The sequence below is a fragment of the Lactobacillus sp. ESL1191 genome (genome assembly GCF_058504435.1).
Window position 1 is genome coordinate 423,452 of sequence record NZ_CP196365.1, and the last position, 23,741, is coordinate 447,192.

Here is a 23,741-nt window from a genome sequence, read left to right on the forward strand (position 1 = left end):
TTTAGTATACCGCTAATGGGGAAATTTTTCTTTAATAAATCATTCTTAACGTAAATTTGTTCTACTTAGCGTGGTTCTTCACTTTCAACGGGCGAGGTAACCGGTGCGGGTTCACTGATAACGATTTGGTCATCTTTGACGCTGGCTAAAAGATTCTTAGCGGCTAGGTGGTCAAGCTTGAAATCGGCTACCTTGTCTTCGATTTCTTCTTGAATAGTACGCCGCAGTGGGCGTGCACCCATTGCTGGGTTGTAGCCTTCTTCGACCAGCTTCTGCTTAGCATCGCTTGTTACGGTGATTTGCAGGCCCTGGGTTTTGACCATGTTGTTAACCTCTTCAAGCATTAGGTCAACGATTTGAACCAGGTCATCCTTAGTTAGTTCGTTGAATTCAATTACTTCATCCAGGCGGTTTAAAAACTCTGGCTTAAAGAATTGACTCATTGAACTTCTAGCCGAATCTGCTTTCTTATTGCTGCTTTCGGACGCAAAGCCGACGCTGGCCTGTTTGATATCTTGCCCGGCATTAGAAGTCATAATAATGATTGTATCCTTGAAGGAAACCGTCCGTCCTTGGGAGTCGGTTAGTCGACCATCATCCAAAATCTGTAAGAAGAGGTTCATGACAGATGGGTCGGCTTTTTCAATTTCATCTAGCAAAATTAGGCTGTAAGGGTTGCGGCGAACGCGTTCGGTTAATTGTCCAGCTTCCTCGTAGCCCACGTATCCTGGTGCAGAGCCAATTAACTTGGAGACTGAGTAAGATTCCATGTATTCAGACATGTCGAAGCGAATTAAGGCATTCTCTGAGCCAAACATTTGCTGGGCTAGTTGTTTGGCTAGTTCAGTCTTACCGACTCCGGTTGGTCCAACAAAGAGGAAGGAACCAATCGGTCTACCTGACTTGTTGAAGCCGATCCGGTTACGCCGGATGGCCCGTGCGACCTTGTCCACTGCCTTACTCTGACCAATCACATGGGCCTTCAGATTAGGTGCAAGGTTTTGCAATTGGTTTTCTTCTTGCTTTTGCAAGTCACCAACCGGAATACCCGTTTTTTCTTCAACAATCTTGTTCATAATTTTGTCAGTGATGATCGGCGATTTATCAGGATCAACCTTTTGGTCCTTCATCTCACTATACTTTTCAATTTGGTCCCGGTAATAGGCCGCTTTTTCGTAATCCTCATTTTTAAGTGATTCTTGCTTTAACTGTTGCGCTGCCTCAATTCGCTCTTTCATCTTTTCTTTGTCGACGTAAGGAATGGTTAGGTTCATCCGTGAGCCTGCTTCGTCGAGCAGGTCAATTGCCTTATCCGGTAAAAACCGGTCCTGGATGTAGCGCTCAGATAATTCAGCTGCCGCCTTAATGGCGTCATCGGTGTAGTGAACATGATGGTAGCCTTCGTAGCGCTTTTGGATACCCTTTAAAATTTTAATGGTTTCTGCAATTGAGGGCTCTTTCACATCAACTGGCTGGAACCGTCGTGCTAGCGCTGAATCTTTTTCGATTTCACGATATTCCTTCAGGGTGGTCGCACCAACTAGTTGCAAATCACCGCGAGCTAGCGCTGGTTTAATGATATTACCGGCGTCCATACCGCCTTCAGCGTTGCCCGCGCCTACAATCTCATGGATTTCATCAATAAATAAAATGATATCATCATGACTTTGCAATTCTTTGATTAACTGCTGCATCCGTTGTTCAAATTGCCCGCGAATTCCGGTACCTTGGACTAACGAGACTACGTTAAGTGAAATAATCCGCTTGTCTTGTAATTTGGCTGGCACTGAGCCATCAACAATTTGTTGGGCGAGTCCTTCAACGACTGCTGTTTTACCAACACCAGCTTCACCAATTAGGACCGGATTGTTCTTGGTTCGACGATTTAAAATTTCGATTACACGAGCGATTTCCTTGTCTCGGCCAATAACTGGGTCAATCTTGCCCTTTTTGGCCATAGCAGTTAGGTCTGTCCCAAACTGATCAAGCAGTGAGCGCCCGCCACCAGCGTTATTACCACTGCCGTTACTCATTTGTGGTCCATTGGGATTGTTGCCAGTATTTCCGTTATTAAAACTATTAAAGAGGTCGTTAAAGTCACCAAAGAACCCGTTGTTGTCGTTGTTCATATTGATATTTCCTTGTTGTTTCAATTCTTGATAACATTGTCCACATAAGCTGATTTCACGGCTCTGGCCATTCACCTTAGCAAAAAGATGGATGGATGCAGGCCGCTTTTGACAATTTTGACAAAGCAATTAAATTACCGCCTTTCACTTCAAGTTATGTTTATTAAATTATATAATTAGCACTCCCAATAATCAAGTGCTAAAACTTGGAACTTATTTTTTGTAAGCATCATCTAGTAGCACTGGTGTGATAGAATACAGCTGAGCAAACTAACCAAAATTTGCTAAAGCCGGTAGAAGTTAGTTTTAGTAAGAAAGAAATGGTGGTATATTTGGATTACCGAATAATTCTGGAGCAGCTTGCGACTGGTGAACTTGATCATTATGAAGTCAAACCAGAAGAGGCCTTTGCCTTCCAGGCTGCTTTAAGAACATTTGGCAAACGGCAGAATATAACCGGTAGGGCCTTACGGGGTGGAAAAATACTGTATTCGCAGTCAAAGACTGAACTTTGATGATGTAAACTGTTACATTTTTGTTGTTTAATTCACAAAAAAATGATAATCTAATACTCGAATAGGTAAATACTACCGGTTTGATTTTTTCAATTTAAAGGAGATATATAATGGAAAAACGCGATTTTCATGTCATTGCAGAAACAGGTATTCATGCTCGTCCAGCAACCCTTTTGGTCCAGGCTGCTTCTAAGTTCGGTTCAGACATCAACTTGGAATACAATGGCAAGTCAGTCAACCTGAAATCAATCATGGGTGTGATGTCACTTGGCGTTGGTAAGAATGCTGATGTTACAATCAGTGCCGACGGTGATGATGAGAAGGATGCAATTGAGACAATTTCCGAAACCATGAAAAAAGAGGGATTGGCTGAATAATGACCAAGACATTAAAAGGAATTGCTGCCAGTGATGGTATTGCTGTAGCTCCAGCATATCTCTTGGTAGAACCCGATCTTTCGTTTTCAAAAACTAATGTCAGTGATGTTGAAAGTGAAGTAGCCCGCTACAAGGATGCAATTTCAGTGTCAACGGCCGAAGTTGAAAAAATCCGTGATGATGCCAAGCAGAGTCTAGGCGAGGAAGAAGCTCAAGTTTTTGAAGCGCACCTGATGATTTTGAATGACCCTGAATTTACGGGTGCCATTGAAAATGAAATTAAGGAACAAAAGATTAACAGTGAAGCTGCGCTTGACGAAACTGCTCAAAAGTTCATTAGCATTTTTGAAGGTATGACCGATAATGCTTACATGCAACAACGTGCAGCGGACGTTCGTGATGTTTCGAAGCGGATTATGGCGCACTTGCTCGGCAAAGAATTGCCTAATCCAGCGGCCATCGACCATGAAGTAGTAGTTGTGGCCCATGACTTGACTCCAAGTGACACCGCTCAATTGAACAAGCAATTTGTTAAAGGCTTCGTGACTGATATTGGTGGCCGGACAGCGCACTCTGCCATTATGGCTCGCTCACTTGAATTGCCAGCCGTTGTAGGGACTGACTCAATTACTAAGGATGTTCAAAATGGTGACACTTTGGTGGTTGATGGTTTAAGTGGGGATGCAGTTATTGATCCAAGTAAGGAGCAGATTTCTGATTACCAGCAGAAGAGCGACACATTCTTAAAGCAGAAGGCTGAATGGCAGAAGCTAAAGAATGAACCGTCAGTGACTGCAGATGGCAAGAAGTTTACGATTGCTGCCAATATTGGTACGCCTAACGATATGGCAGGCGTGAACGAGAATGGTGCAGAAGCAGTCGGCTTGTACCGGACAGAGTTCTTGTACATGGATTCTAAGGACTTTCCTACTGAAGATGCGCAATATGATGCTTATAAAAAAGTTATCGAAGGCATGCATGGCAAACAAGTTATCATCAGAACCATGGACATCGGTGGCGACAAGCACTTGGATTACTGGGATTTGCCAGATGAAATGAACCCATTTTTAGGCGTTCGGGCCATCAGGTTATCTTTACAGAACGAAGAGATTTTTCGGACGCAGCTGCGTGCACTGCTGAGAGCGTCTGCTTATGGTAGTCTAGGAATTATGTTCCCAATGATTGGTACACTGAATGAATTGCGCAAAGCTAAGTCAATCTTAAATGAAGAAAGAGACCAGCTGACTAGTCAAGGTATAAGTGTTGGCAGTGACCTGCAAGTAGGAATGATGATTGAAGTTCCAGCTGCTGCAGTCTTGGCTGATCAATTTGCCAAGGAAGTTGACTTTTTCTCCATTGGTACTAATGACCTGATCCAATACTCAATGGCTGCTGATCGTGGTAATGACAACGTTTCTTACCTGTACCAACCGTCCAATCCAGCTGTCTTGCGGTTAATCAAGAACACAATTGACGCAGCTCATGACAATGGTATTTGGTGTGGCATGTGCGGCGAAGCTGCCGGTGATAGCACGATGTTCCCAATTCTATTAGCAATGGGATTAGATGAGTACTCAATGAGTGCAACTTCAATCTTACGGATTAGAAGTTTAATGAAAAAACTTGATACTAATGAAATTAAGGAATTGGCTAACCAGGCTTGTTTTGAATCTAAAACAGCTGAAGAGAACGAAAAGTTAGTTAGTGACTTAATGGCTAAAGTAGATAAATGATAAAAAGCACGTTAACGAAAGTTGATGTGCTTTTTTTAAATAAGTGCAAAGAAATGAATTATTTGCAAAAATCACTTACAAAAAAGAAGCATTGTGTTACAATGTTCACAGTAAGAAAAAAATGTTCAAAGGAGCGTGAAATATATGGTAAATTTATATATATCTCCAAGTTGTACCTCATGTCGGAAAGCCAAGGCGTGGTTAAAGAAGCATGATATTGCTTTTAAAGAAAGAAATATTTTTTCAGAACCACTGACAAAGGATGAACTAATTCAAATACTGCGGATGACTGAAAACGGCACTGAGGAAATTATTTCTACGCGTTCCAGAGCATTTCAACAGTTAAAAGTTAACCTTGATAATTTATCAATCGATCAACTGCTTAATTTGGTCGAAAAGAACCCTAGTTTGTTGAGACGACCAATTATCATGGATGACCGACGCCTACAAGTTGGCTATAATGAAGACGAAATTAGACGTTTTCTGCCAAGAAAGGTTCGGCGACTTGAGCTTGAAGAAATGCAAAAGATTGCTGACTTATAATTAATAAAGATTTACAAAAAAGTGTTAGTTTAGACTAACGCTTTTATTTTACAGGTGAAATGGGCTACAATAGATAAGAGAAACTGATGGAGGTGAGATTTCATGCAGGTAGATCATATTAACGAAAACACTATTCGCGTTCGTATAGATAAGAATGAGCTAGCTAGACGTGGCTTAAAAGTGTTAGATTTGCTGGGCGATAAAAACAAAATACAGCATTTCTTCTATTCAATTTTGGATGAAATTGATACAGATCATACTTTTAGCCAAGAAGCGCCGGTTACTTTTCAGGTGATGCCAAATAGTGGTGGCCTTGATTTGCTGATTACTAAGGTATCTGCTAAAGATCGTGATAGCTTGGCACAATTACTTGATGGCGAAGATAGCAGTGCAGGCGGTCAGGATTCACGGAGGACGTCATTTATGGATCTAGCAGATGAGGATGAAGCAGACGAGCAGGCTGAGGATGCTCAGTCTGAGGACAAATCTGACGATCAACCGCACAAGAAGCAGGGCACCAGTAAAAAAGCACCAAGGAAGCAGGCATACTGCTTCGCTGACCTGGGTACAGTTACGGAACTAGCAGAAAGCTTGCAAGCTCGCGATCTTTCCTCCAGTCTTTACTTTGAAAATGGGCAATTTTTCCTTGATTTGGTTTTTAATGATGAGAATTATACAGAACTCAAGCCAGTTGATGCTTGGGCAATTGCTAATGAATATGGATTGAAAATCAGACAAAGTGAACTGGCTCGGATTAAGCTGACGGGTAAGTGCCTGATTGAACACAGTGCGCTGGATCAGTTGCGGCATTATTTTGGTAAAATTAAGCATTAAGGAAAAAGGCAAGGTAAAACTTGCCTTTTTGCGTACTTAATCGAGGGTGATTTTTTGTATGCAGCACTGCTAAATAATGAACTAGTAACAGCGGTCACAATGGCTAGCAAAAGTCGGGATGAAAGCAGGTTGGCCGCAGCGCAGCACTATTTTTGTCCGCACTGTCAAAAAGAAGTACGGTTAGTGGTCGGGTCTAAGACGGCCTATTTCAAGCATTTAGCTCGTTTTACTAACCAGCAGAATGAACGGGAAGAGCATGCCTTAAGCAAGAAATTACTTCAATTAGCGCTAACGGAGGCACATTTTGCGGCTGCGACTGAAGTTACACTGGCAGCTGGACAACTGCGCTCAGATATTCGGGCTAGTTCAAATCTGGCCTTTGAGATCCAGTGTGCTCCGTTAAGCCAGACGGAATTCCAGCACCGGCATAACTTGTATAAAAAAAGTGGTGTGTTAGATATTTGGTTGGTGGGCCAGCAGCATTACCTTCGCCATCAACTCAAAAAAACACAGCTGATTTATTTTCGAACAAATCAGCTGTGGCAAGATTATTATTTAGAAATTGCCCCATTTCAAAGGTGTATCCGCTTAAAGTACAATGTCATGCTTGAGCCTTTGACTAACCGCCTGCACTACCAGCTGGCCACCTTTAGCTTAAGCGGTCAGGGGTTGACTAAGTTGTGGCAGTTTAAGCCGAAATTAAAAGGCTATTCGGTAAACCCCCTTGCCCAAAAACAGTATTTAAATAGACAAATAACCCAGAAAAGCCTTAAAGGACTGGAAATTGCTTCCAAGTTGTATCAAATGCAGCTGACCGTCGATGATTTACCGCAGTGGGTCTTTAGGACATTGCGCTGTGTGACCGCCACTGATAATGCCGCTAGTTATTTCAGATTAAGCGCAGATGACTGATGGTTGAATAGCTATCTTCTTGGTCTTCTGCTGCCGGTTCAATACAGCCGGTGTTTTTAAGCAAGGTAATTAACTTGTCGTGGGCGACGGCACCTTCAAGCAAGATACCGTTATAGTTACCGCTTTCGTTAAAAATAATCGTGGTTGGGATGTTGCGGACATTGAACTTGCGAGCCAAGTTTTTGTCTTGCTGAATTGAATCATCAACGTAACCTTTGATTTTGGAATCAATAATCTTGTCATAATCCAAATCAAGGTTAAACGCGACTTGGCGGGCGAGGTTTCTAGTGTAATGATTAAAGTCACGACTAACTGCTTGTTGAAAGCTAAGCAGGTATGACCTGGCTTTTTTGTTGCCATAGATAAACTTAATCGCATGGTAGTCGCGCAGAGCTTGAAATGATGCCATTGTATACTGCGACAGATCTTTCATCCGCTGGCGCTCTTTTTTTCGTCTAATAATATCTTCCTTGATTACGCTAACATTGGTAATCGGGACAAAATGCAAGGTTGAATTGATATCTAGGTCGTCAATCGCTGTTTTAATTGAGACTTCTGTATCATAGCAGTAAATACCGATTGGATTAACAAAGATAAAAATCTCAAACATGACTAGATTCCTCCATAGTTGACGGGACAAGTTGTTTTGTCAAACGTCTGTTTAACAAAATAAAATTGTATACTCGTACAATCATATTTTAGCACGATGCCTGAAAGCGCGTGCAATTTTTGCTTGGTTAATCTTGGTGTCAGCGGTAGAAAAGTCATAAGTTTTTTGCAGTTGCTGGAAAACAATTTTAATTAGGCCCGGATCAGTATTTTCAATTTCTAATTCAAAGTCGGTATAACCATCGGGGTATTGTGTTTCATCCAGGGTAAGTTCACAATTTTGGGGACCATTAACCAAAGTACGGTGTGTTTTGCTAAAGGTCTGCAAGGGTAGATTAGCTTGATCAAAATGCTGGCGTAAGTATTCCCCAACCGTTCTAGAGAACGAAAGTGAACCGGTATGTTGAGATCTTTCAACCAGGCTGGTAGCCTCTTGAAAGGATAACTCGTCCGTGACTTCAACCGCTTCATGAAAATTCTCCTGGGTGGGGTTAGTGCTTGGAACTTTTAAAGTCTGTTCACCCCGGTCGCTGAACAGGCGAATCCGGCAGCTGATCCGCTTGGTCTTAAGCAGGCCATTAGCGGTGTCAAAGTAATAATTTGCTTGGTTAAACATACTTTTACGAGCAAAAGCAGTGCAGAGTTTATGATATGTCTTTTCAGGCAAAAGCACCTTGGCCTCAATTTCGTTGCTTTGGGTCATAATTCACTCCAATTTCTGTCAGACTTAATTACTATATAGTTGCGACAACATTACTATTTTGTGCTACTTGGGTCATAATAGTCAAAAATTAAGTTTGTGCAAAGAATTCACTTAAAGCCCATTTGAAATTCAAAACCTAGCTAGCAGCGGTTGTTAAGCAGCTTAAAGGGGCTGGTGCGCACTTGACAAAATTAATCAGTTTATCATAATCTTGGGTAGTCAATTGAGGTCGCGGCCAAGAATAAAGTGGCGTTAATTATCCTCAGATTGAGGCTGCGTGCGCTTAGGGATACTGGCATAGATACATGAGTCAAGTCTGGGGCTAAATGAAATTGCTATCATCGGTTTTATGTTAGAATGGGAATGCTGTTTGAGAAAGGAATTATTTCTATGAAAATTGATTGGGATAATCTTTTATGGCCCTATGCTGAAGCTGTTCGTGAGTTGAAAATCAAGTTTCGCTCATTGCGGCAGAGCTTCTTAACTAAGGGTGAACATTCACCGATAGAATTCGTGGTTGGCCGGGTAAAATCGGTTGATTCGATTAAAGAAAAAATGCAGCGGCGGGTTATTAACCAGGACGTGATTGAAACCGACATGCAGGATATTGCGGGCATCAGAATTGTTTGCCAATTCGTCGATGATATTTATAAAGTGGTTGATTTGATCCATGATCGTGAGGACATGGAGGTAGTGGAAGAGCGCGATTACGTGCAAAACGCTAAGCCTTCAGGGTACCGGTCATATCACATGGTAATTTCTTATACGGTTTACCTACCCGAAGGTCCCAAAAAGTTGCTAGCTGAAATTCAGATTCGGACCCTGGCGATGAACTTTTGGGCGACCGTTGAACATACCTTAAACTACAAGTATCAGGGTTCCTATCCTGACGATATTTCACAGCGGTTAAAGTCGACGGCGGAAACAGCATATAAGCTGGATGAAGAAATGTCTTTAATTAAGGATGAGGTTCAGGAAGCCCAAAAGGTTTTCACTAAGAATAAGGGTAAGGAAAAATAATGAGAATCGCAATTGCCCACAACAATAATGGAGAAACGCTAAAAGTGGTCTCTCACCTCAAAAGCCGCTTGCAAGCAAAAGACGCGGTCGTCTTTGATGACAAGTACCCAGACATTGTGATTACGGTTGGTGGTGACGGTACCCTGATCAATGCCTTTCATCGCTATGAGCGGCAAGTTAATTCAGTTCGCTTTATTGGTATCCACACCGGTCACTTGGGCTTTTACACCGATTGGCAGGGTAATGAAGTGGACAAGATGGTTGATGCCCTGTTTTTACGCCAGCCAGAGACGGCTGCCTATCCACTTCTTGAGGTAGAATTGATTACTGAAGCTGGTGGTAAGCGGCACTTCTTGGCCTTGAATGAATCGGCAGTCAAGCGAGTGACGCATACCTTAGAAGCCAACGTTTATATTGATGATCAATTATTTGAAAACTTCCGCGGTGATGGTTTGTGTGTCTCTACGCCAACGGGGTCAACGGCCTACAATAAGTCAATTGGGGGAGCAGTGATTCATCCCCGCTTAAAGGCCTTGCAGATGGCTGAAATCGCCTCAATCAATAACCGCGTGTTTAGAACCCTGTCCGCGCCGATTGTGATTGCTCCAGACCAACAGATTACGCTGGTACCTAATGCGGACCACTTTGTGATGACGGTAGACGGTAACCGCATTGACGTGCGTAATGCACGGAAAATCAATTATCGTATTTCAGACCAGGCAATTTTATTTGACCGGTTTGGTCATACGCGCTTCTGGTCGAGAGTGCAAAATGCCTTTATTGGAGGCAAAGATGACGCTTTATAAGTTAGTCGTTCAGGATAAAAAGCCCAGAAAATTAGGGGCTTTTTTGGTAAAAAATGGTTTTTCCAAACAGGCAATTAATGATGCTAAGAACCACCAGGGCCTGCTTCTAGTCAACCATAAACGCCGCTACACTAGTTTTCAACTACAGCAGGGGGATGAGGTTATCTTTGTACCAGGAAAAGAGAAGACTAACCCCTGGTTGCGTCCGATCTCGGCCCAAGTGGAAATCATTGCGGAAAATACCAACTACCTAGTGGTTAACAAGCCGGCGGGTCTATTGTCAATCCCTTCCCGTTATGATGACGATGCCTTGGTCAATCGCGTACTTAGCTACTTTGCTCAAAATAAGGTGCCCGATGCCAAACCCCATGTAGTGACGCGCTTAGATCGGGATACTTCGGGACTCGTCTTAATTGGTAAAAATGCGATTGCCCATGCGCGATTTAGCAAGCTGAGTAAAGCAGATTTCGTGAAAAAATACTACGCGATCGTGCATGGTAACTTTGCAGCCGGGAAAACTACCGGGATAGTCGATGCACCGATTGGACGAGTTGGAACGGCAGTGTTGCGCGGGATTCAAAGCGACGGTAAACAGGCAGTTACAGCTTACCGCGTGCTAGACCAGTTGCCCGGGGTTAGTTTGGTTGAATTGCGGCTTTATACCGGCCGAACGCACCAGATTCGGGTACACCTGCAGTACTTGAACCATCCGCTGTTTGGTGATCCATTGTATGGCATCACGGATGAGTTTAACCGGCAAGCATTGCACTGTTTTTACCTAGCCTTTCCTGATCCATTCACGGGCCAGCCGGTGGAACTGGAGATTCCAGCTGCCAGTGATATGCAGCAGTTATGGCAAAATTTACAAAGAAAAAAGGGCTGTCAATAAGACAGCCCTTGCTCTTAGTCTATTCTGCAAAAAGCACCCGGGTTCCTTCTGGAACAGAGACGTCTTTTTGTAATGGCGTTAGGCAACCATCTTCACTATTACGTAGATAGAGCGTGGCATTATTTGAATTTTGATTGGCGACCACGACATATTTTTCGTCCTGGTCCCAGTTAAAATCACGTGGGAATTGGCCAAAGCTTGCAATCCGTTGCCGCAATTCCAAGGTGTGATCCTGCTTAACTCCAAAAACAGTCAGTGAGTCATGGCCACGATTTGAAACGTAAATGAAGTCACCCGCGCGGCTGATTTTGATGGCAGCGGCACCATTGTGCCCGGTAAAGTCAGCTGGAATGGTGGAATAAGTTGCAATATTAGTAAAACTCCAGTCTTGCTCGTTAAATTTGACTACGTTAATCTTACTTGCCAGTTCGCCGACAACATAGAAATAGGCCCCATCAGGACTGAAAACAAGGTGCCGACTACCAAATCCAGGTTCATTTTGGTAGCTAGCTCGGTGCTCTAGATGGTTGTTTTGTAGTTGATAAAAATCGACGCGATCATTACCCAAGTCGCAGCTAACGAGGTTGCCAGCAGGTGTTTGGTCAAAGTAATGGGGATGGGGACCGTCACTTTGTTCAGGACGAGGCCCCAGGGTGTCGGCAGTATGGGTAACCGTGTCAAGCAAGGTCAAGGATCCGCTGCTGGTATAGGCAAAGACCGCTAAAACTGCCGTGTGGTAGTTAGCTGTATAAAGCAGCTTTTGAGTGCGGTTAAGACCAATATATGCTGGTGATGAACCAGCTATTAGGTAGGAATCTTTTGCTTGGTATTTGCCCTGGCTTAACTCGTATGAGGCAATGCCGCCCTGGTCACCTGCATTCTTAATAGTAAAGAGCAAGCTGCCATCCTGGACAAAATATGTTGGTCCGCCCAGCTTGATGACCGCTTTAGCTGGTCCCAGTTGCAAGTCTGGTTTATCTTGGGTCGGGATCACGGGCAATTCATAAATGCCTGTACTCGTGTTTTTGGTGTAGCCGCCAATCAATAATTTCATTATTAGCCTCCATGTTTAGGTAAAGTTCTATTCTAACAGTATAGCATGATGCAAAACTGACTAAGTTAAAAAAAGAAAAACTACGCTTAAATTAGTTAAGCAGCTGGAGATATGCTAAAATTAGTCCTTAAGGAGCAGCAGATGAAGTGGATAGCAACGATTATTAAAGTTGGACAAAAAGCCTGGGCGAGTGATCAGGAAATGGTTTTGTTATTTGGTAAAGCCGTTCCGCAAGACTTAGTCAACGTTTCAGTGATTCAAGAGTTTACCAATGACTCGCTTTTGAGTTCCTTTGTTTTGCAAAAAGGTGATACAGTTACAGTTGCTGGTCAAACCTACAAGGCCACGTTCGTGGGTGAAATGGTTAGGCACAATATGAAATATCTGGGCCACCTGACTTTGATTTTTACTGTAAAAATGCCCTCTAAACCGTTAGCGGATGCTGTTTACCTGGATTGTGTGGGTGGTCAACCACGGCCTGCATTTAACCTTGGCGATGTTATTAGCTATGAACATATTTAATTTAGGATGATTTAATGGATTACGAAAAAAAAACCAAAAAGCCGTCTGTTTTCCAAAAATGGTTTTTGAATAACCGCTTTAGTATTGCGTTATTGAATATCTTTTTGTTCTTGCTCGTAATTTGGTTATTCAATCAAGTTTCTTTTGTCTTGAATCCCGCTTGGCTCTTTGTCAGTGCCATTTTACCGCCCCTGCTGCTCGCGCTTATTCAATTTTACATTATGAATCCCTTGGTTGATTGGCTTGAGCGCAAGTTCAAGGTGCCACGGGTAGTAACTATTGTTGGGCTGTTTTTGCTGGTAGCAGTTTTACTGGTGTGGATTATTAATACCTTGCTGCCAATTGTCCAGGGCCAGATTAACGCCCTGATTGAGCACTGGCCATATATCTGGAAGGACGCCACGGTTGCTATCCAAAAAACATTGAGTGACCCGCACTTGCATAGTGTCAAGAATAATATCAACGATGCAATTAGCCGGGCCCAGAGTATGCTGTTCAAGTCGGGACAGGACACAATCAATGCCACGCTGAATAATATTTCCTCAGCAATCAGTATTGTGACCATTATCTTTATGACGATATTGACCGCTCCGTTTATCCTGTTTTTCATGCTGAAAGATGCGCACCAGCTGCGCCCGTATTTGACTCAATTTGCTCCTCAGCGGTGGCAAAATGGTTTCAGCGAATTGCTATATGATATTAATACTGCCTTAGCTTCATATATTCGCGGGCAGATTACCGTGGCCTTCTGGGTGGGGGTGATGTTTTCAATCGGTTACAGTGTCGTTGGGTTACAGTATGGTATCGCCTTGGCGGTTGTAAGTGGCTTTTTGAACTTAATTCCGTATTTTGGGACCTTCATTGCCTTTATTCCCGCAATTGCGATTGCAATTATGACCTCGGTACCGATGGTTATTAAGGTAATAGTTGTGTTTGCCCTCGAACAGACGATTGAATCGCGCCTTATTAGCCCGCTAGTAATGGGTAACAAGATGGAAATGCACCCCGTTACCACTATTTTAGTGTTGATTGGTGCCAGTGCAGTTGGAGGCCTCTGGGGTGTCATTTTTGGGATTCCGACCTATGCGATCCTTAAAATCATTACGCTGCGGGTATACAATTATTATCGTAAAGTTTCACAGGTGTTTGATGAGGATGAGAGTACTGCTTTGCCTTCAAAGAACACGGGTAAAAGTCAAGAAGTGACGAAGAATTAATGAAAGTGTGGTCACTGGACCGCACTTTTTAAATTAAGGAGTAAAAAATTGACAAATCACGTTGTCTTATATGAACCACTAATGCCGGCCAACACTGGTAATATTGCCCGGACGTGCGCGGGTACGAATACGGTACTCGACTTAATAGAGCCGCTGGGCTTTCAAATTGATAATAAGAAAATGAAACGAGCAGGGTTAGATTATTGGGACCGAGTTGAGGTCCGTCGGCATGATGACCTGGCCGATTTTTTAGGAAAGCTAGGACCACAGGATGAGCTTTATTTAATTTCGAAATTTTCATCCCGAAATTATGCCGAAGTCGATTATTCTGCTACTGAAAAGAATTACTACTTCGTTTTTGGTAAGGAAACAACTGGTTTACCTGAAACGTTTATGCGAGAATATGAAGAGCGCAATTTACGAATTCCGATGTCGGACAATATTCGTTGTTACAACTTAGCTAATTCGGTTGCCATTGTCTTACTGGAAGCCCTGCGGCAACAGCATTTTGCTGGGTTGGAGACCACGCACCACTATGAAAATGACAAATTAAAAGATAACTATCAGCGGTCAAGCCGGTATGAGCGCAATTTAGGAGGAGAATAAAATGGACTTTAATAAAGAGACCCCTGTCCTAGTTAAGAACTTTCACTATGATATTAACGAGGAGCCTGAAACTAAGGATCAAGTTAACTTTGGACTGAAACAGGTGGAGCGACAAAACCAGGACGGGACGACTGATGCTGGTGATAATGGTAACTATTTTGAAGTGGCGATAGTTTTTGATGTTGCGCCGGAACCGGGACATTTTTCTGTTAGCGGAATGATTAGCCAAATTGTCCAAATTAAAGAATACTTTGGTGACGGCAGTGATTTGGCTAAGACCGACTATAAACTGCTTAGCCGACCGCTGATTGAATATATTGAAACCCTCACCTATGAAGTTACTCAAATTACTTTGGATGAGCCGGTTAATTTAAACTTTCAAGCAAACTTTTAATTTTTGATTAGGGGAAGATATGCCTAAGAAAAAAAGAAAAACGACTAAAGCAAGAAAAAAACGGCAGAACTCGGGCCTGACATGGTCCATTATCGGACTTGTACAACTGGTGGTTGCCAGTTTGTCCTTGGTTAAATCCGGTAGCCTAGGTAAGCAGATTGCTAATGTCTTTCGCCTCTTTTTTGGCGATGCTTATTTGCTGGGGGCGGGTTTGTGCGCTCTTTTTGGCCTGGTTTTATTAATTTATAATAAGCCACTACATTTTAAGTTTAAGCGTGGAAGTGGCTTGTTCTTAGCTATTTTAGGCGTATTACTAATCCAAAGCAGCCTATACTTTGAGCATGAATTGGTCAATAACAACTTTATGAATGCCTTTTGGCATGAAATGACAGCTGAATTTGGTCGTGCCGCCATTACTGAATCCGTGGGCGGCGGCCTGATCGGTGCAATCGGCTACCAGCTCTGTTACTCGTTATTTGGCCATATTGGATTGCGGGTAATTGCAGTGTTGTTGATTCCAATTGGTGGCTTGATGTTTTTTGACGTAAAATTCACAAATCTTATGCATCAAGTCCAAGCTTTTGGTCAACTTTTTGTCAAAAAGAACCAAGAGGCGGGGACTAAGCTTAAGGACAAGTACAGTACAGTTCGTGAGCAAAAGACCCAGCAGCTGGAGGCAAATGTGCGTGACGTGGCGGATTCACCTGCCACTGAAACGCCGGTCTTTCCTAACGTTGACGATTTTGCCACAAAAGAACGGCAGACCCAGTCAGCTGAAGAAAACGATCTTGACCAAGCTTGGAGTGCAGAAAATGAGCCTGCAGCTTCCAGCGATGAACCACAAATTCAATTTGCCAGTCAGCCCGCTCCAACTGACGAAGACCGTTCACCCCAGGCAAATGACTTTCTGCCTAAGTCCCATTCATTTGCCGATGAGGATAAGGCACTTCAGCAGGAATTGGCTGGAATTGATCATGGCAAGTTAAAGCAAACTACAGCAGTAAATCCGCAGTATCAGAAGCCACCATTATCCTTGCTTGACCCTGCGCAAAATATTGACCAGAGCATGGACAAAGCTTTGGTTAGAAAAAACACCCAAACGCTGCAGACCACTTTTAAGAGTTTTGGGGTTAATGTCATCATTAAAAAAGCAATTCTCGGTCCGACTATTACCCGCTACGAAATTCAACCGGCAGTTGGGGTCAAGGTTAGTCGGATTGTGAACCTAGCCGATGACCTAGCTCTAGCTCTAGCAGCTAAGGATATTAGGATTGAGGCCCCGATTCCAGGCAAACCTTTCATTGGAATAGAAGTTCCTAATCAGACGACCTCCGTAGTGGCCTTTAAAGATGTGATGCAGAATCAGGATCTTGAGGCCCAGGAGGATCCAATGGAAGTACCTTTGGGCAAAGATGTTAGCGGCCAAATCGTTTCAGTTAACCTGGCTAAAATGCCCCACCTGCTGATAGCGGGTTCAACTGGGTCCGGTAAGTCAGTGGCCATTAACACGATTTTAACCAGTATTCTAATGAAATCAACTCCCGACCAGATAAAGATGATTTTGATTGACCCTAAGATGGTTGAGCTATCAGTTTATAAGGGCGTCCCCCACTTACTGATTCCGGTTGTAACAGATGCCAAATTGGCGGCTAACGCTTTGAGCAAGGCCGTCAAGGAAATGGAACGACGCTACAAATTGTTTGCCGCAAGCGGTGCCCGCAATATGGCGGAATTCAATGAAAAAGTTCGGCTTAATAACCAGGACAAGTCTAAACCGGCGATGTCTGTGCTACCCTACATAGTGGTTGTAGTCGATGAACTGAGTGATCTAATGATGGTTGGGGGTCGCGATGTTGAAGGCGCAATTGTCCGCTTAGGACAAATGGCCCGGGCCGCTGGTATTCATATGATTTTAGCGACCCAGCGCCCAAGTGTTGATGTGATTACGGGGTTAATCAAGGCTAACGTGCCGTCAAGAATATCTTTTGCTGTTTCCAGCGGGGTTGATTCACGGACGATTTTAGATCAAACGGGAGCCGAAAAATTGATCGGCCGGGGCGACATGCTGTATATGCCAGTTGGAGCCGCCAAGCCTGAACGAATTCAGGGGGCTTATATTGCTTCCCATGAAGTAGAAAAAGTTATTACCTGGGTTAAAGACCAGCAAAAGCCTGAATATGACCAAGAAATGATTCCGCAAAAGGGAGAGGCAGCAGCTGAAAGTGTAACTGAAGAACCTCAGGATGAGTTTTATGATCAGGCAGTTGATTTGGTCAGAAGACAGCAGGGCGCCAGCGTTTCGATGTTGCAGCGCCGGTTTCGAATTGGTTATAATCGAGCGGCACGAATTGTTGATGAAATGGAAAAAAGAGGAGTAGTGGGCCCACCAGAAGGGTCAAAGCCCCGACAAGTATTCCTTCCTCCTGTAAAAGACGAAAAAAATAACTAAATTTTTTAAAAAAAGTTTATCATATGATAGTTTTGCGCTATTTTACGAGAAATTAATGGTAAAATTATAACGAATCAAAATATTGGGATTTGGTGTAGAAATAAGGCCACAATTGTTATATAATTATTTCGCTGTTTATAAGCAATTAATTAATAAATAGCCTAAAAGGATAAAATAAAAATGCAGCGAGCAATCATATTTGGTGCTAGCGGTGGGATAGGTCGTGCAATCAGTGAAGTTTTAGCAGGGGCTGGTTGGTCTCTTTATATTCATTGTAGTACTAACTGGTCTGCGGCCAGTGACCTGAGTGCAGAGCTAAGCCATCGATTTCCGCAACAGGATTTTATTCCGGTTAAGTTTAGTTTTTTGGCTGAAGATAGTGCTGTAGTGGCATTTGTTAATCATCTTTTGCCAGTTAACGCGCTTGTTTTTGCCCAAGGAATAACCGATTATCATCTGGTCAATGGCCAGGAACTGACCAAGGTTGACCAGCTGATGCAAGTTAATCTAATAACGCCGATTAAGCTGACTAACTTGCTTGAGTCAGTACTAACCAAAAATGAGTTTAGTCGGATTGTTTACTTAGGGTCGGTTTATGGTGGTGATGGTAGTGCTATGGAGGCGGTGTATAGCTCCTCTAAAGCGGGGCTTGAACGGTTCGCACAGAGTTATGCGCGTGAAGTGGCTTCAGCCAATCTCACCGTAAATGTGCTCGCGCCTGGTGCAGTTGACACCGCGATGAATGCCCAGTTTGATTCTGAAGCCATAGCAGCACTAAAGGCTGAGTTACCGATTGGCCGTTTAGCCACAACCAGCGACATCGCTTTTTGGGTTAAGACACTGCTTGACCGCCAATCTGGCTATTTAACTGGCCAGACAATCTATGTGAGCGGTGGTTGGCTTAAATGATAGTAAAAAATTATGGCAATATGTGATATGCTCAAAGTATAAATAAAGAATAAAAGAGGGTAATTATGGCAGATATCGGAGAAAAATTACAGCACGCCAGAGAAGCAAAAGGATTTTCAATTGAAGATGTTGAAAAAGCGACTAAGATTCAAAGTAGATATCTGATAGCGATTGAGCAGAATGATTTTGCTAAACTTCCTGGCGACTTTTATGTCCGGGCTTTTATTAGGCAATATGCGCAAATTGTTGGCCTTGATGGTAAGCAATTATTGAGTGAATATCATAAAGAGATTCCTAAGGCTGAACCAGAAGAATATGTTGAGGAATCACTCGATAATAAGAGTGAAGAAGTCCGAAAGACGACCAGTAAGAAGAAAAAGCTGTGGCAGGACTATTTGCCCCGAATTATTATTGGCCTCGGTGTAGTTGTGGTTCTGCTGGTTTGCTACGTTGTTTACGCGCACTTCTCAGCTAACAACAACCAAGACAATTCGGCTAACGATGTGGCTGTTTCTTCGGAAAGTTCACAAAAACGCAAAAAGTCTCGGCCTAAAGTGGTTAATCCGGTCAAAATACGACAGTTGGCTGATAATCAGTACCAGGTTACTGGTCTAAAGAAAAACGGCAACCGTGACTTAGTCGTCCGTGCTGGTGATCAAGCTACGACTGTGACTATTACCATGAATGGGGTTAGCCAAAGGGCTCAGCCGCTAGCTGCAGGGCAAAAGCACACCTTGAAGCTGCCGGCCAATGTCCAGTCGGTAGTGGTGACGTTAAGCAATGCATCTGGTACCGCCATTTCAATTGGTAAGAAGAAGGTTCCCTACAATGGGCAAAACACCGTCCTTTCTTTAACTTTCTTGATTGGAAAACGTAACTCTAACCAGAATCAAGCTAACTCAACTAATTCGAACCAGCACCAGCAATCTGACTCAACTGTTAATAACTCTAATTCAAACCAAACTAATACTAACCAAGGCCAGCAGAGCCAACAAAACCAGGGACAACATCAGTCAACTGGCAATAATACTACAACTAATAACCAACATAGTGGCCAGTCTACCCAGAGTAACCAGCAGACTGGACATGGGAACAATCAGACCAATGGTAGCGATCAGAACAAGCAAAGCGGGAGTGATTCAGCTAACAATGATGGTGATAAGAAATAGTGAAATAAGGAGATAGAGCATGAATTTACCTAATAAATTAACGGTATTTAGAATTTTGTTAATACCAGTCTTTATGGTGATTGTCATCTTTGGTGGTAATGCCAGCATCAAGGTTGGTAATACTACGGTATATTGGAATTTACTAGTGGCCGCGGTTGTATTCGCGGTTGCTGCGGCTACGGATTGGTTCGATGGACACATTGCCCGGGCGCAAAATTTAGTGACTAATTTTGGTAAATTTGCTGATCCGCTGGCAGACAAAATGCTAACGATGACAGCCTTTATCATGCTTATTTCTTTGAACTTGGCGCCAGCCTGGGTGGTGGCAATTATTGTCTGTCGAGAATTGGCAGTTACCGGACTGCGGCTTATTCTCGCTGAGAACAAGGGACAAGTGATGGCGGCGGAGATGCCCGGTAAAATCAAAACCACCTGTCAGATGCTCTCAATCATCTTTTTATTAATTGGTAATTTTTTCAATCTTGGTACAATTTTACTCTATCTCGCCTTGATCTTTACCATCTATTCGGGCTGGGATTACTTCCATAGTTCATGGTCTGTCTTTAAAGATTCAATGTAATTTACCTACATAATAACCAAAAACACTAATTTTATTAGTGTTTTTTGTTTGCACTTAAATAGGCAGTAAAGGTTGTCTGAACCCGACTTAATTGATTAACAATAATGAAGTTGCTAGAATTAACTTAAATAGTTCTTGAAAAAAGGGGGGTTATGGTAAAGAGACTCTGATGGTTGAGTTCAAAAAGGTGACTAAGTTATATCCGAAGGTCAAAAAAACCAGCCGTAGCAAATATTAGTTTTGCAATAAATAAGGGGGGAATTTTGCTGTTTGATTGGGACTTCAGGGTCCGGTAAAACAACTTTAATGCGCATGATTAGTGTAACTAAAGGGCAAGTATTAGTAACTGGCAAGGATGTGCGGACCTTTAACCCGGTTAATTTACGGCGTCATATTGGCTATGTGATCCAAAACAATGGTTTGATGCCGCATATGACGATTAGGGAAAACATTGTTCTAGTTCCCAAATTACTCAAGTGGCCCAAAGACAAACTGACAAGTGCGGCGCAAAGACTAATCAAACTGGCTTAGCTCTCCGCATCATGCTTGACCGTTATTCAATGGAGTTGTCTGGGGGGCAGCAGCAACGGATTGGTGTTGTTCGTGCGCTAGCTGCCAACCAAAACCTAATTCTGATGGTTGAACCCTTTGGTGCCCTGGACCCAATTACGCGTGAAAGTTTACAAAAACTGGTTCAAAACCTGCAAATGCAACTGGGTAAGACAATTGTGTTTGTCACACATGACATAGATGAAGCCTTAAAATTAGCAACTAAGATTGTTGTTTTGCATGATGGAAAGTTAATTCAAGTGGGTACACCTGATGAGATTTTACATCATCCGGCAAATGATTTTGTTAAAAGTCTAATCGGAGAAGAGCGGCTTGCGGAAGCAAAATATGAAACGGTTAAGGTCAAAAATGTGATGTCAACTGGGCCAGTTAAGATCAATCTGGGAGCAACTCTGATTGACGTCTTGACCATGATGAAAAAACGTCACGTTGACACTTTATTAGTCGTTGACGATGGTAATCACCTTAAGGGCTATATTTCTATTGATGACTTACCGTGTAGAGATTTTAAAGTAAGTAGTGTGAGTGATATTTTACTAACCGATATTGCTAGTGTAGGTCCAGAAAAATATTTGCGTGACAACTTCCGGCGGTGTTGAGTCGCAATGGGCAGTATATTCCGGTAGTCGACGCGGATCGGAAGCTAGTTGGAATAGTTACTAGGTCAAGTTTGGTCAACGTCGTTTATGAAAAAATCTGGAGCGATAAAAGTTCCCTAGACGAGCGGTCATCAAAAGAGGCGAAATAAAATGACAACGTTTTTGGCTCAACATGGTTCAGAGCTAATTGTTAAAACGTGGCAGCAAATATCCATTTCATTTATTGCATTGGCTTTGGGTATCATTGTGGCAGTGCCACTTAGCCTTATTCTAATGAAGTTTCATCGCATTGCCAAAGTAGTAATTGCGCTTGCTAGTATGTTGCAGACGATACCTGCCTTGGCTCTTCTAGCAATGATGATTCCTTTTTTGGCGTGGGTCGGGTGCCGGCAATTATTGCGCTTTTCTTATACAGTCTGATGCCGATTTTGCGTAATACCTATGTTGGCTTGACTAGTGTAAATCCCGATACGATTGATTCAGCGCTCGGACTTGGAATGACAGAGGTGCAGCTGATGCTTAAAGTTGATATTCCCCTGGCAATGCCGGTACTCATGGCGGGTATCCGATTATCAGCAATCTATATCATTGCTTGGGGCACCCTCGCTTCTTATATCGGTGCGGGTGGATTGGGCGATTTCATCTTCAATGGGCTTAGTCTGTATCAACCTGATTTAATTTTTGTTGGCACAATTCCGGTAATTATCTTAGCTTTGCTGACAGACTATTTGTTAGGGAAGTTGGAACACAAAATCACGCCCCAGGGAATATAAAGGAGGATCATCATGAAAAACAGCTTTAAAAAAATCCTGCTGCTGGTGCTGACTTTTTTGCTAGTAATGGGGACGAGTGCTTACGGCTTACCAGGTCTGGCTGATACCCAAGTAAGTAAAGCAAATATTCGCATTACGGCCCTGACCACAACGTCATCGATTCGGGTAAGAGCATGGGTATGACCAGACTACAGTTATTGTATCTGGTGCGTTTGCCACTGTCGTTATCGGTAATTAGGCTTGAAAAATGTGCTGGTCATCGCAAACTGAATTACGTCAATCGGTTCATTTGTGGGCGCTGTGGGCCTCGGTGACATTATTATTCGCGGAACTAATGCAACCAATGGCAGTGCCATTATTTTAGCCGGGGCTCTGCCAACTGACTTGATGGCAATCCTGGTCGATACGGTCATGAATTTTGCTCAAAAGTGGCTACAACCCAAAGGTCTTAGCAAGTAAATTTTTAAAGAAATTATGTTTTTTTGGCGTAGTTACTAGTGCAGGTTAAAAGTTTAAACGTTTGTTCGGTTTTCCTTGCAAATTGCGCGTTAATCAAAGTATAATTAGTAAGTATTGAAATGATCATTATTTAGGAGGAAAAATTCTTGGCCAAAGATGAAAAGAAGGCTGCACTAGACGCGGCACTAAAGAAAATTGAGAAGAATTTTGGCAAGGGTGCCGTTATGCGGATGGGCGATAAGGCAAACACCAAAATTTCAACCATTCCTTCTGGTTCACTTGCACTTGATGCTGCACTTGGCGTAGGCGGTTACCCCCGGGGAAGAATTGTTGAAATCTATGGGCCAGAATCTTCTGGTAAAACTACGGTTGCTTTGCATGCAGTGGCTGAGGTGCAGAAACGTGGTGGAACTGCAGCTTATATTGATGCAGAAAACGCGATGGATCCTGCTTATGCCGAAGCATTAGGAGTAGATGTCGACTCACTTATCTTGTCGCAACCGAATACCGGGGAAGAGGGTTTACAAATTGCTGACACCCTGATTACTAGTGGCGCAATTGATATTTTAATTGTCGATTCCGTTGCTGCCTTGGTACCGCAAGCCGAAATTGACGGTGAGATGGGCGATAGCCATGTTGGATTGCAGGCCCGACTGATGAGTCAGGCCCTGCGTAAACTTTCGGGCAATATTAACAAGACCAAAACCATTGCAATTTTTATTAACCAGATTCGGGAAAAAGTTGGCATTATGTTTGGTAACCCAGAAACCACTCCCGGTGGTCGGGCACTTAAGTTCTATGCAACTGTTCGATTAGAAATTAGAAGAGCCGAAAAGATTAAACAGACCGGTGGTGAAATTACTGGTAACCGGGTTAAGATTAAAGTTGTGAAGAATAAGGTTGCGCCACCCTTTAAAGTTGCTGAAGTTGACATGATGTACGGGCAAGGGATTTCCCAAAGCGGTGAGCTACTCGATATGGCTGCAGATAAGGATATCATTGATAAGGCTGGTTCATGGTATTCTTACCATGATGAGCGCATCGGGCAGGGCCGTGAGAATGCGAAAAAATATCTGGAGGACCATTCTGATATCTATGATGATGTTCAACAGCAGGTTCGTCATGCCTACGGCATCGATGAAGATGCTATTGCAGAACGGGAAGACCCAGAAAAGGTCAAGGCCAAAAAGGCTCAAACTGCTAGCGCTACCGACAAGGAGGCTTCTGCAAGTGAAGAAGCCAGTAACAAAAGTAAGTAATTTTGAAGAAATAAACCTTGACCTGTAAACGGGGTCAGGGTTTTTTGGTCAATTCACATGCAGTTGTTTGACATCAGCGGCCCGGTTCTTTATCATTAAGACTGTGTGAAT

23 protein-coding genes and 3 pseudogenes are annotated in these 23,741 nt (G+C 43.0%); 22 read left to right on the forward strand and 4 right to left on the reverse strand.

Annotation, left to right across the window (positions count from 1 at the left end; translation table 11 throughout):
* Window positions 1-65: 65 nt before the first annotated feature.
* Window positions 66-2,258, reverse strand: coding sequence for an ATP-dependent Clp protease ATP-binding subunit (locus tag ACSYSN_RS02340; RefSeq protein ID WP_491712599.1), 2,193 nt, complete (start codon window positions 2,256-2,258; stop codon window positions 66-68).
* A gap of 203 nt (window positions 2,259-2,461) precedes the next feature.
* Here ACSYSN_RS02340 and ykzS point away from each other — a divergent pair, with 203 nt between their 5' ends.
* From ykzS to ACSYSN_RS02370, 6 genes are all read left to right on the forward strand, one after another.
* Entirely contained in the window at window positions 2,462-2,644 is a 183-nt protein-coding gene (ykzS, locus tag ACSYSN_RS02345) for a protein YkzS (RefSeq protein WP_317637923.1), read from the forward strand.
* A gap of 110 nt (window positions 2,645-2,754) precedes the next feature.
* A complete protein-coding gene (locus tag ACSYSN_RS02350; protein ID WP_317637924.1) occupies window positions 2,755-3,021 on the forward strand; it encodes a phosphocarrier protein HPr in 267 nt (88 codons plus the stop codon).
* Window positions 3,021-4,754: a phosphoenolpyruvate--protein phosphotransferase gene (gene ptsP, locus ACSYSN_RS02355; RefSeq protein ID WP_491712600.1), complete on the forward strand. Its 1,734-nt coding sequence runs from the start codon at window positions 3,021-3,023 to the stop codon at window positions 4,752-4,754. The genes ACSYSN_RS02350 and ptsP overlap by 1 nt, the downstream gene beginning before the upstream one ends.
* A 144-nt stretch (window positions 4,755-4,898) precedes the next feature.
* The gene (gene spxA, locus ACSYSN_RS02360; protein WP_317637926.1) at window positions 4,899-5,297 is read left to right on the forward strand and encodes a transcriptional regulator SpxA; all 399 of its coding nucleotides are present in this window, start codon (window positions 4,899-4,901) and stop codon (window positions 5,295-5,297) included.
* Between the two features lie 102 nt (window positions 5,298-5,399).
* The gene (locus tag ACSYSN_RS02365; protein ID WP_491712601.1) at window positions 5,400-6,131 is read left to right on the forward strand and encodes an adaptor protein MecA; all 732 of its coding nucleotides are present in this window, start codon (window positions 5,400-5,402) and stop codon (window positions 6,129-6,131) included.
* Between the two features lie 54 nt (window positions 6,132-6,185).
* The gene (locus tag ACSYSN_RS02370; RefSeq protein WP_491712602.1) at window positions 6,186-7,043 is read left to right on the forward strand and encodes a competence protein CoiA family protein; all 858 of its coding nucleotides are present in this window, start codon (window positions 6,186-6,188) and stop codon (window positions 7,041-7,043) included.
* On the opposite strand, the gene ACSYSN_RS02375 is transcribed toward ACSYSN_RS02370, so the two are convergent.
* Together ACSYSN_RS02375 and ACSYSN_RS02380 are read right to left on the reverse strand one after the other, a co-directional pair.
* Window positions 7,021-7,653, reverse strand: a complete 633-nt coding sequence (locus ACSYSN_RS02375; protein WP_491712603.1) for a DsbA family protein — start codon at window positions 7,651-7,653, stop codon at window positions 7,021-7,023. The genes ACSYSN_RS02370 and ACSYSN_RS02375 overlap by 23 nt on opposite strands.
* Before the next feature lie 81 nt (window positions 7,654-7,734).
* Window positions 7,735-8,355, reverse strand: a complete 621-nt coding sequence (locus ACSYSN_RS02380; protein ID WP_491712604.1) for a CYTH domain-containing protein — start codon at window positions 8,353-8,355, stop codon at window positions 7,735-7,737.
* A gap of 390 nt (window positions 8,356-8,745) precedes the next feature.
* Between ACSYSN_RS02380 and yjbM the strand changes: the two genes are divergently transcribed.
* Genes yjbM through ACSYSN_RS02395 form a run of 3 tightly spaced genes read left to right on the forward strand, consistent with a single transcriptional unit; the run spans window position 8,746 to window position 11,070 of the window.
* The gene (gene yjbM, locus ACSYSN_RS02385; RefSeq protein ID WP_491712605.1) at window positions 8,746-9,375 is read left to right on the forward strand and encodes a GTP diphosphokinase; all 630 of its coding nucleotides are present in this window, start codon (window positions 8,746-8,748) and stop codon (window positions 9,373-9,375) included.
* Entirely contained in the window at window positions 9,375-10,181 is an 807-nt protein-coding gene (locus tag ACSYSN_RS02390) for an NAD kinase (RefSeq protein ID WP_317637932.1), read from the forward strand. The genes yjbM and ACSYSN_RS02390 overlap by 1 nt, the downstream gene beginning before the upstream one ends.
* Window positions 10,168-11,070: an RluA family pseudouridine synthase gene (locus ACSYSN_RS02395; protein ID WP_491712606.1), complete on the forward strand. Its 903-nt coding sequence runs from the start codon at window positions 10,168-10,170 to the stop codon at window positions 11,068-11,070. The genes ACSYSN_RS02390 and ACSYSN_RS02395 overlap by 14 nt, the downstream gene beginning before the upstream one ends.
* Window positions 11,071-11,089: 19 nt before the next feature.
* On the opposite strand, the gene ACSYSN_RS02400 is transcribed toward ACSYSN_RS02395, so the two are convergent.
* Entirely contained in the window at window positions 11,090-12,124 is a 1,035-nt protein-coding gene (locus tag ACSYSN_RS02400) for a lactonase family protein (protein WP_491712607.1), read from the reverse strand.
* Window positions 12,125-12,235: 111 nt separating this feature from the next.
* On the opposite strand from ACSYSN_RS02400, the gene ACSYSN_RS02405 reads away from it, so the two are divergent.
* The 13 genes and pseudogenes from ACSYSN_RS02405 (at window position 12,236) to recA (ending at window position 23,630) form a co-directional block, all read left to right on the forward strand.
* Window positions 12,236-12,646 (forward strand): PTS glucitol/sorbitol transporter subunit IIA, encoded by a 411-nt coding sequence (locus tag ACSYSN_RS02405; protein WP_491712608.1) that lies wholly within the window; start codon window positions 12,236-12,238, stop codon window positions 12,644-12,646.
* A gap of 14 nt (window positions 12,647-12,660) precedes the next feature.
* Window positions 12,661-13,863 carry an AI-2E family transporter gene (locus ACSYSN_RS02410; protein WP_491712609.1) on the forward strand — a complete coding sequence of 401 codons (1,203 nt, stop codon included), beginning with the start codon at window positions 12,661-12,663 and terminating at the stop codon, window positions 13,861-13,863.
* 48 nt (window positions 13,864-13,911) lie between these two features.
* A complete protein-coding gene (locus ACSYSN_RS02415) occupies window positions 13,912-14,469 on the forward strand; it encodes a tRNA (cytidine(34)-2'-O)-methyltransferase (RefSeq protein WP_317637937.1) in 558 nt (185 codons plus the stop codon).
* A 1-nt stretch (window position 14,470) separates the two neighbouring features.
* The gene (locus tag ACSYSN_RS02420) at window positions 14,471-14,863 is read left to right on the forward strand and encodes a DUF1149 family protein (protein ID WP_491712610.1); all 393 of its coding nucleotides are present in this window, start codon (window positions 14,471-14,473) and stop codon (window positions 14,861-14,863) included.
* Window positions 14,864-14,882: 19 nt separating this feature from the next.
* Complete coding sequence (locus tag ACSYSN_RS02425) at window positions 14,883-17,312, forward strand: FtsK/SpoIIIE family DNA translocase (RefSeq protein WP_491712611.1); 2,430 nt, start codon at window positions 14,883-14,885, stop codon at window positions 17,310-17,312.
* Between the two features lie 180 nt (window positions 17,313-17,492).
* Complete coding sequence (gene ymfI / locus ACSYSN_RS02430) at window positions 17,493-18,221, forward strand: elongation factor P 5-aminopentanone reductase (protein WP_491712612.1); 729 nt, start codon at window positions 17,493-17,495, stop codon at window positions 18,219-18,221.
* Window positions 18,222-18,286: 65 nt separating this feature from the next.
* The gene (locus ACSYSN_RS02435; protein WP_491712613.1) at window positions 18,287-19,390 is read left to right on the forward strand and encodes a helix-turn-helix domain-containing protein; all 1,104 of its coding nucleotides are present in this window, start codon (window positions 18,287-18,289) and stop codon (window positions 19,388-19,390) included.
* A gap of 19 nt (window positions 19,391-19,409) precedes the next feature.
* Entirely contained in the window at window positions 19,410-19,970 is a 561-nt protein-coding gene (pgsA, locus tag ACSYSN_RS02440) for a CDP-diacylglycerol--glycerol-3-phosphate 3-phosphatidyltransferase (protein WP_317637942.1), read from the forward strand.
* A 169-nt stretch (window positions 19,971-20,139) separates the two neighbouring features.
* Window positions 20,140-21,288: pseudogene (locus tag ACSYSN_RS02445) on the forward strand (ABC transporter ATP-binding protein).
* A gap of 1 nt (window position 21,289) precedes the next feature.
* Window positions 21,290-21,912, forward strand: a pseudogene (locus ACSYSN_RS02450) (ABC transporter permease).
* Between the two features lie 12 nt (window positions 21,913-21,924).
* On the forward strand, window positions 21,925-22,095 hold the full coding sequence (locus tag ACSYSN_RS02455) for a hypothetical protein (protein ID WP_491712614.1): 171 nt from the start codon (window positions 21,925-21,927) through the stop codon (window positions 22,093-22,095).
* A pseudogene (locus ACSYSN_RS02460) lies at window positions 22,056-22,371 on the forward strand (ABC transporter permease subunit); the annotation flags it as partial. The gene ACSYSN_RS02455 and the pseudogene ACSYSN_RS02460, both read left to right, overlap by 40 nt.
* 146 nt (window positions 22,372-22,517) lie before the next feature.
* Window positions 22,518-23,630, forward strand: coding sequence for a recombinase RecA (gene recA / locus ACSYSN_RS02465; protein WP_317637945.1), 1,113 nt, complete (start codon window positions 22,518-22,520; stop codon window positions 23,628-23,630).
* Window positions 23,631-23,741: the final 111 nt, after the last annotated feature.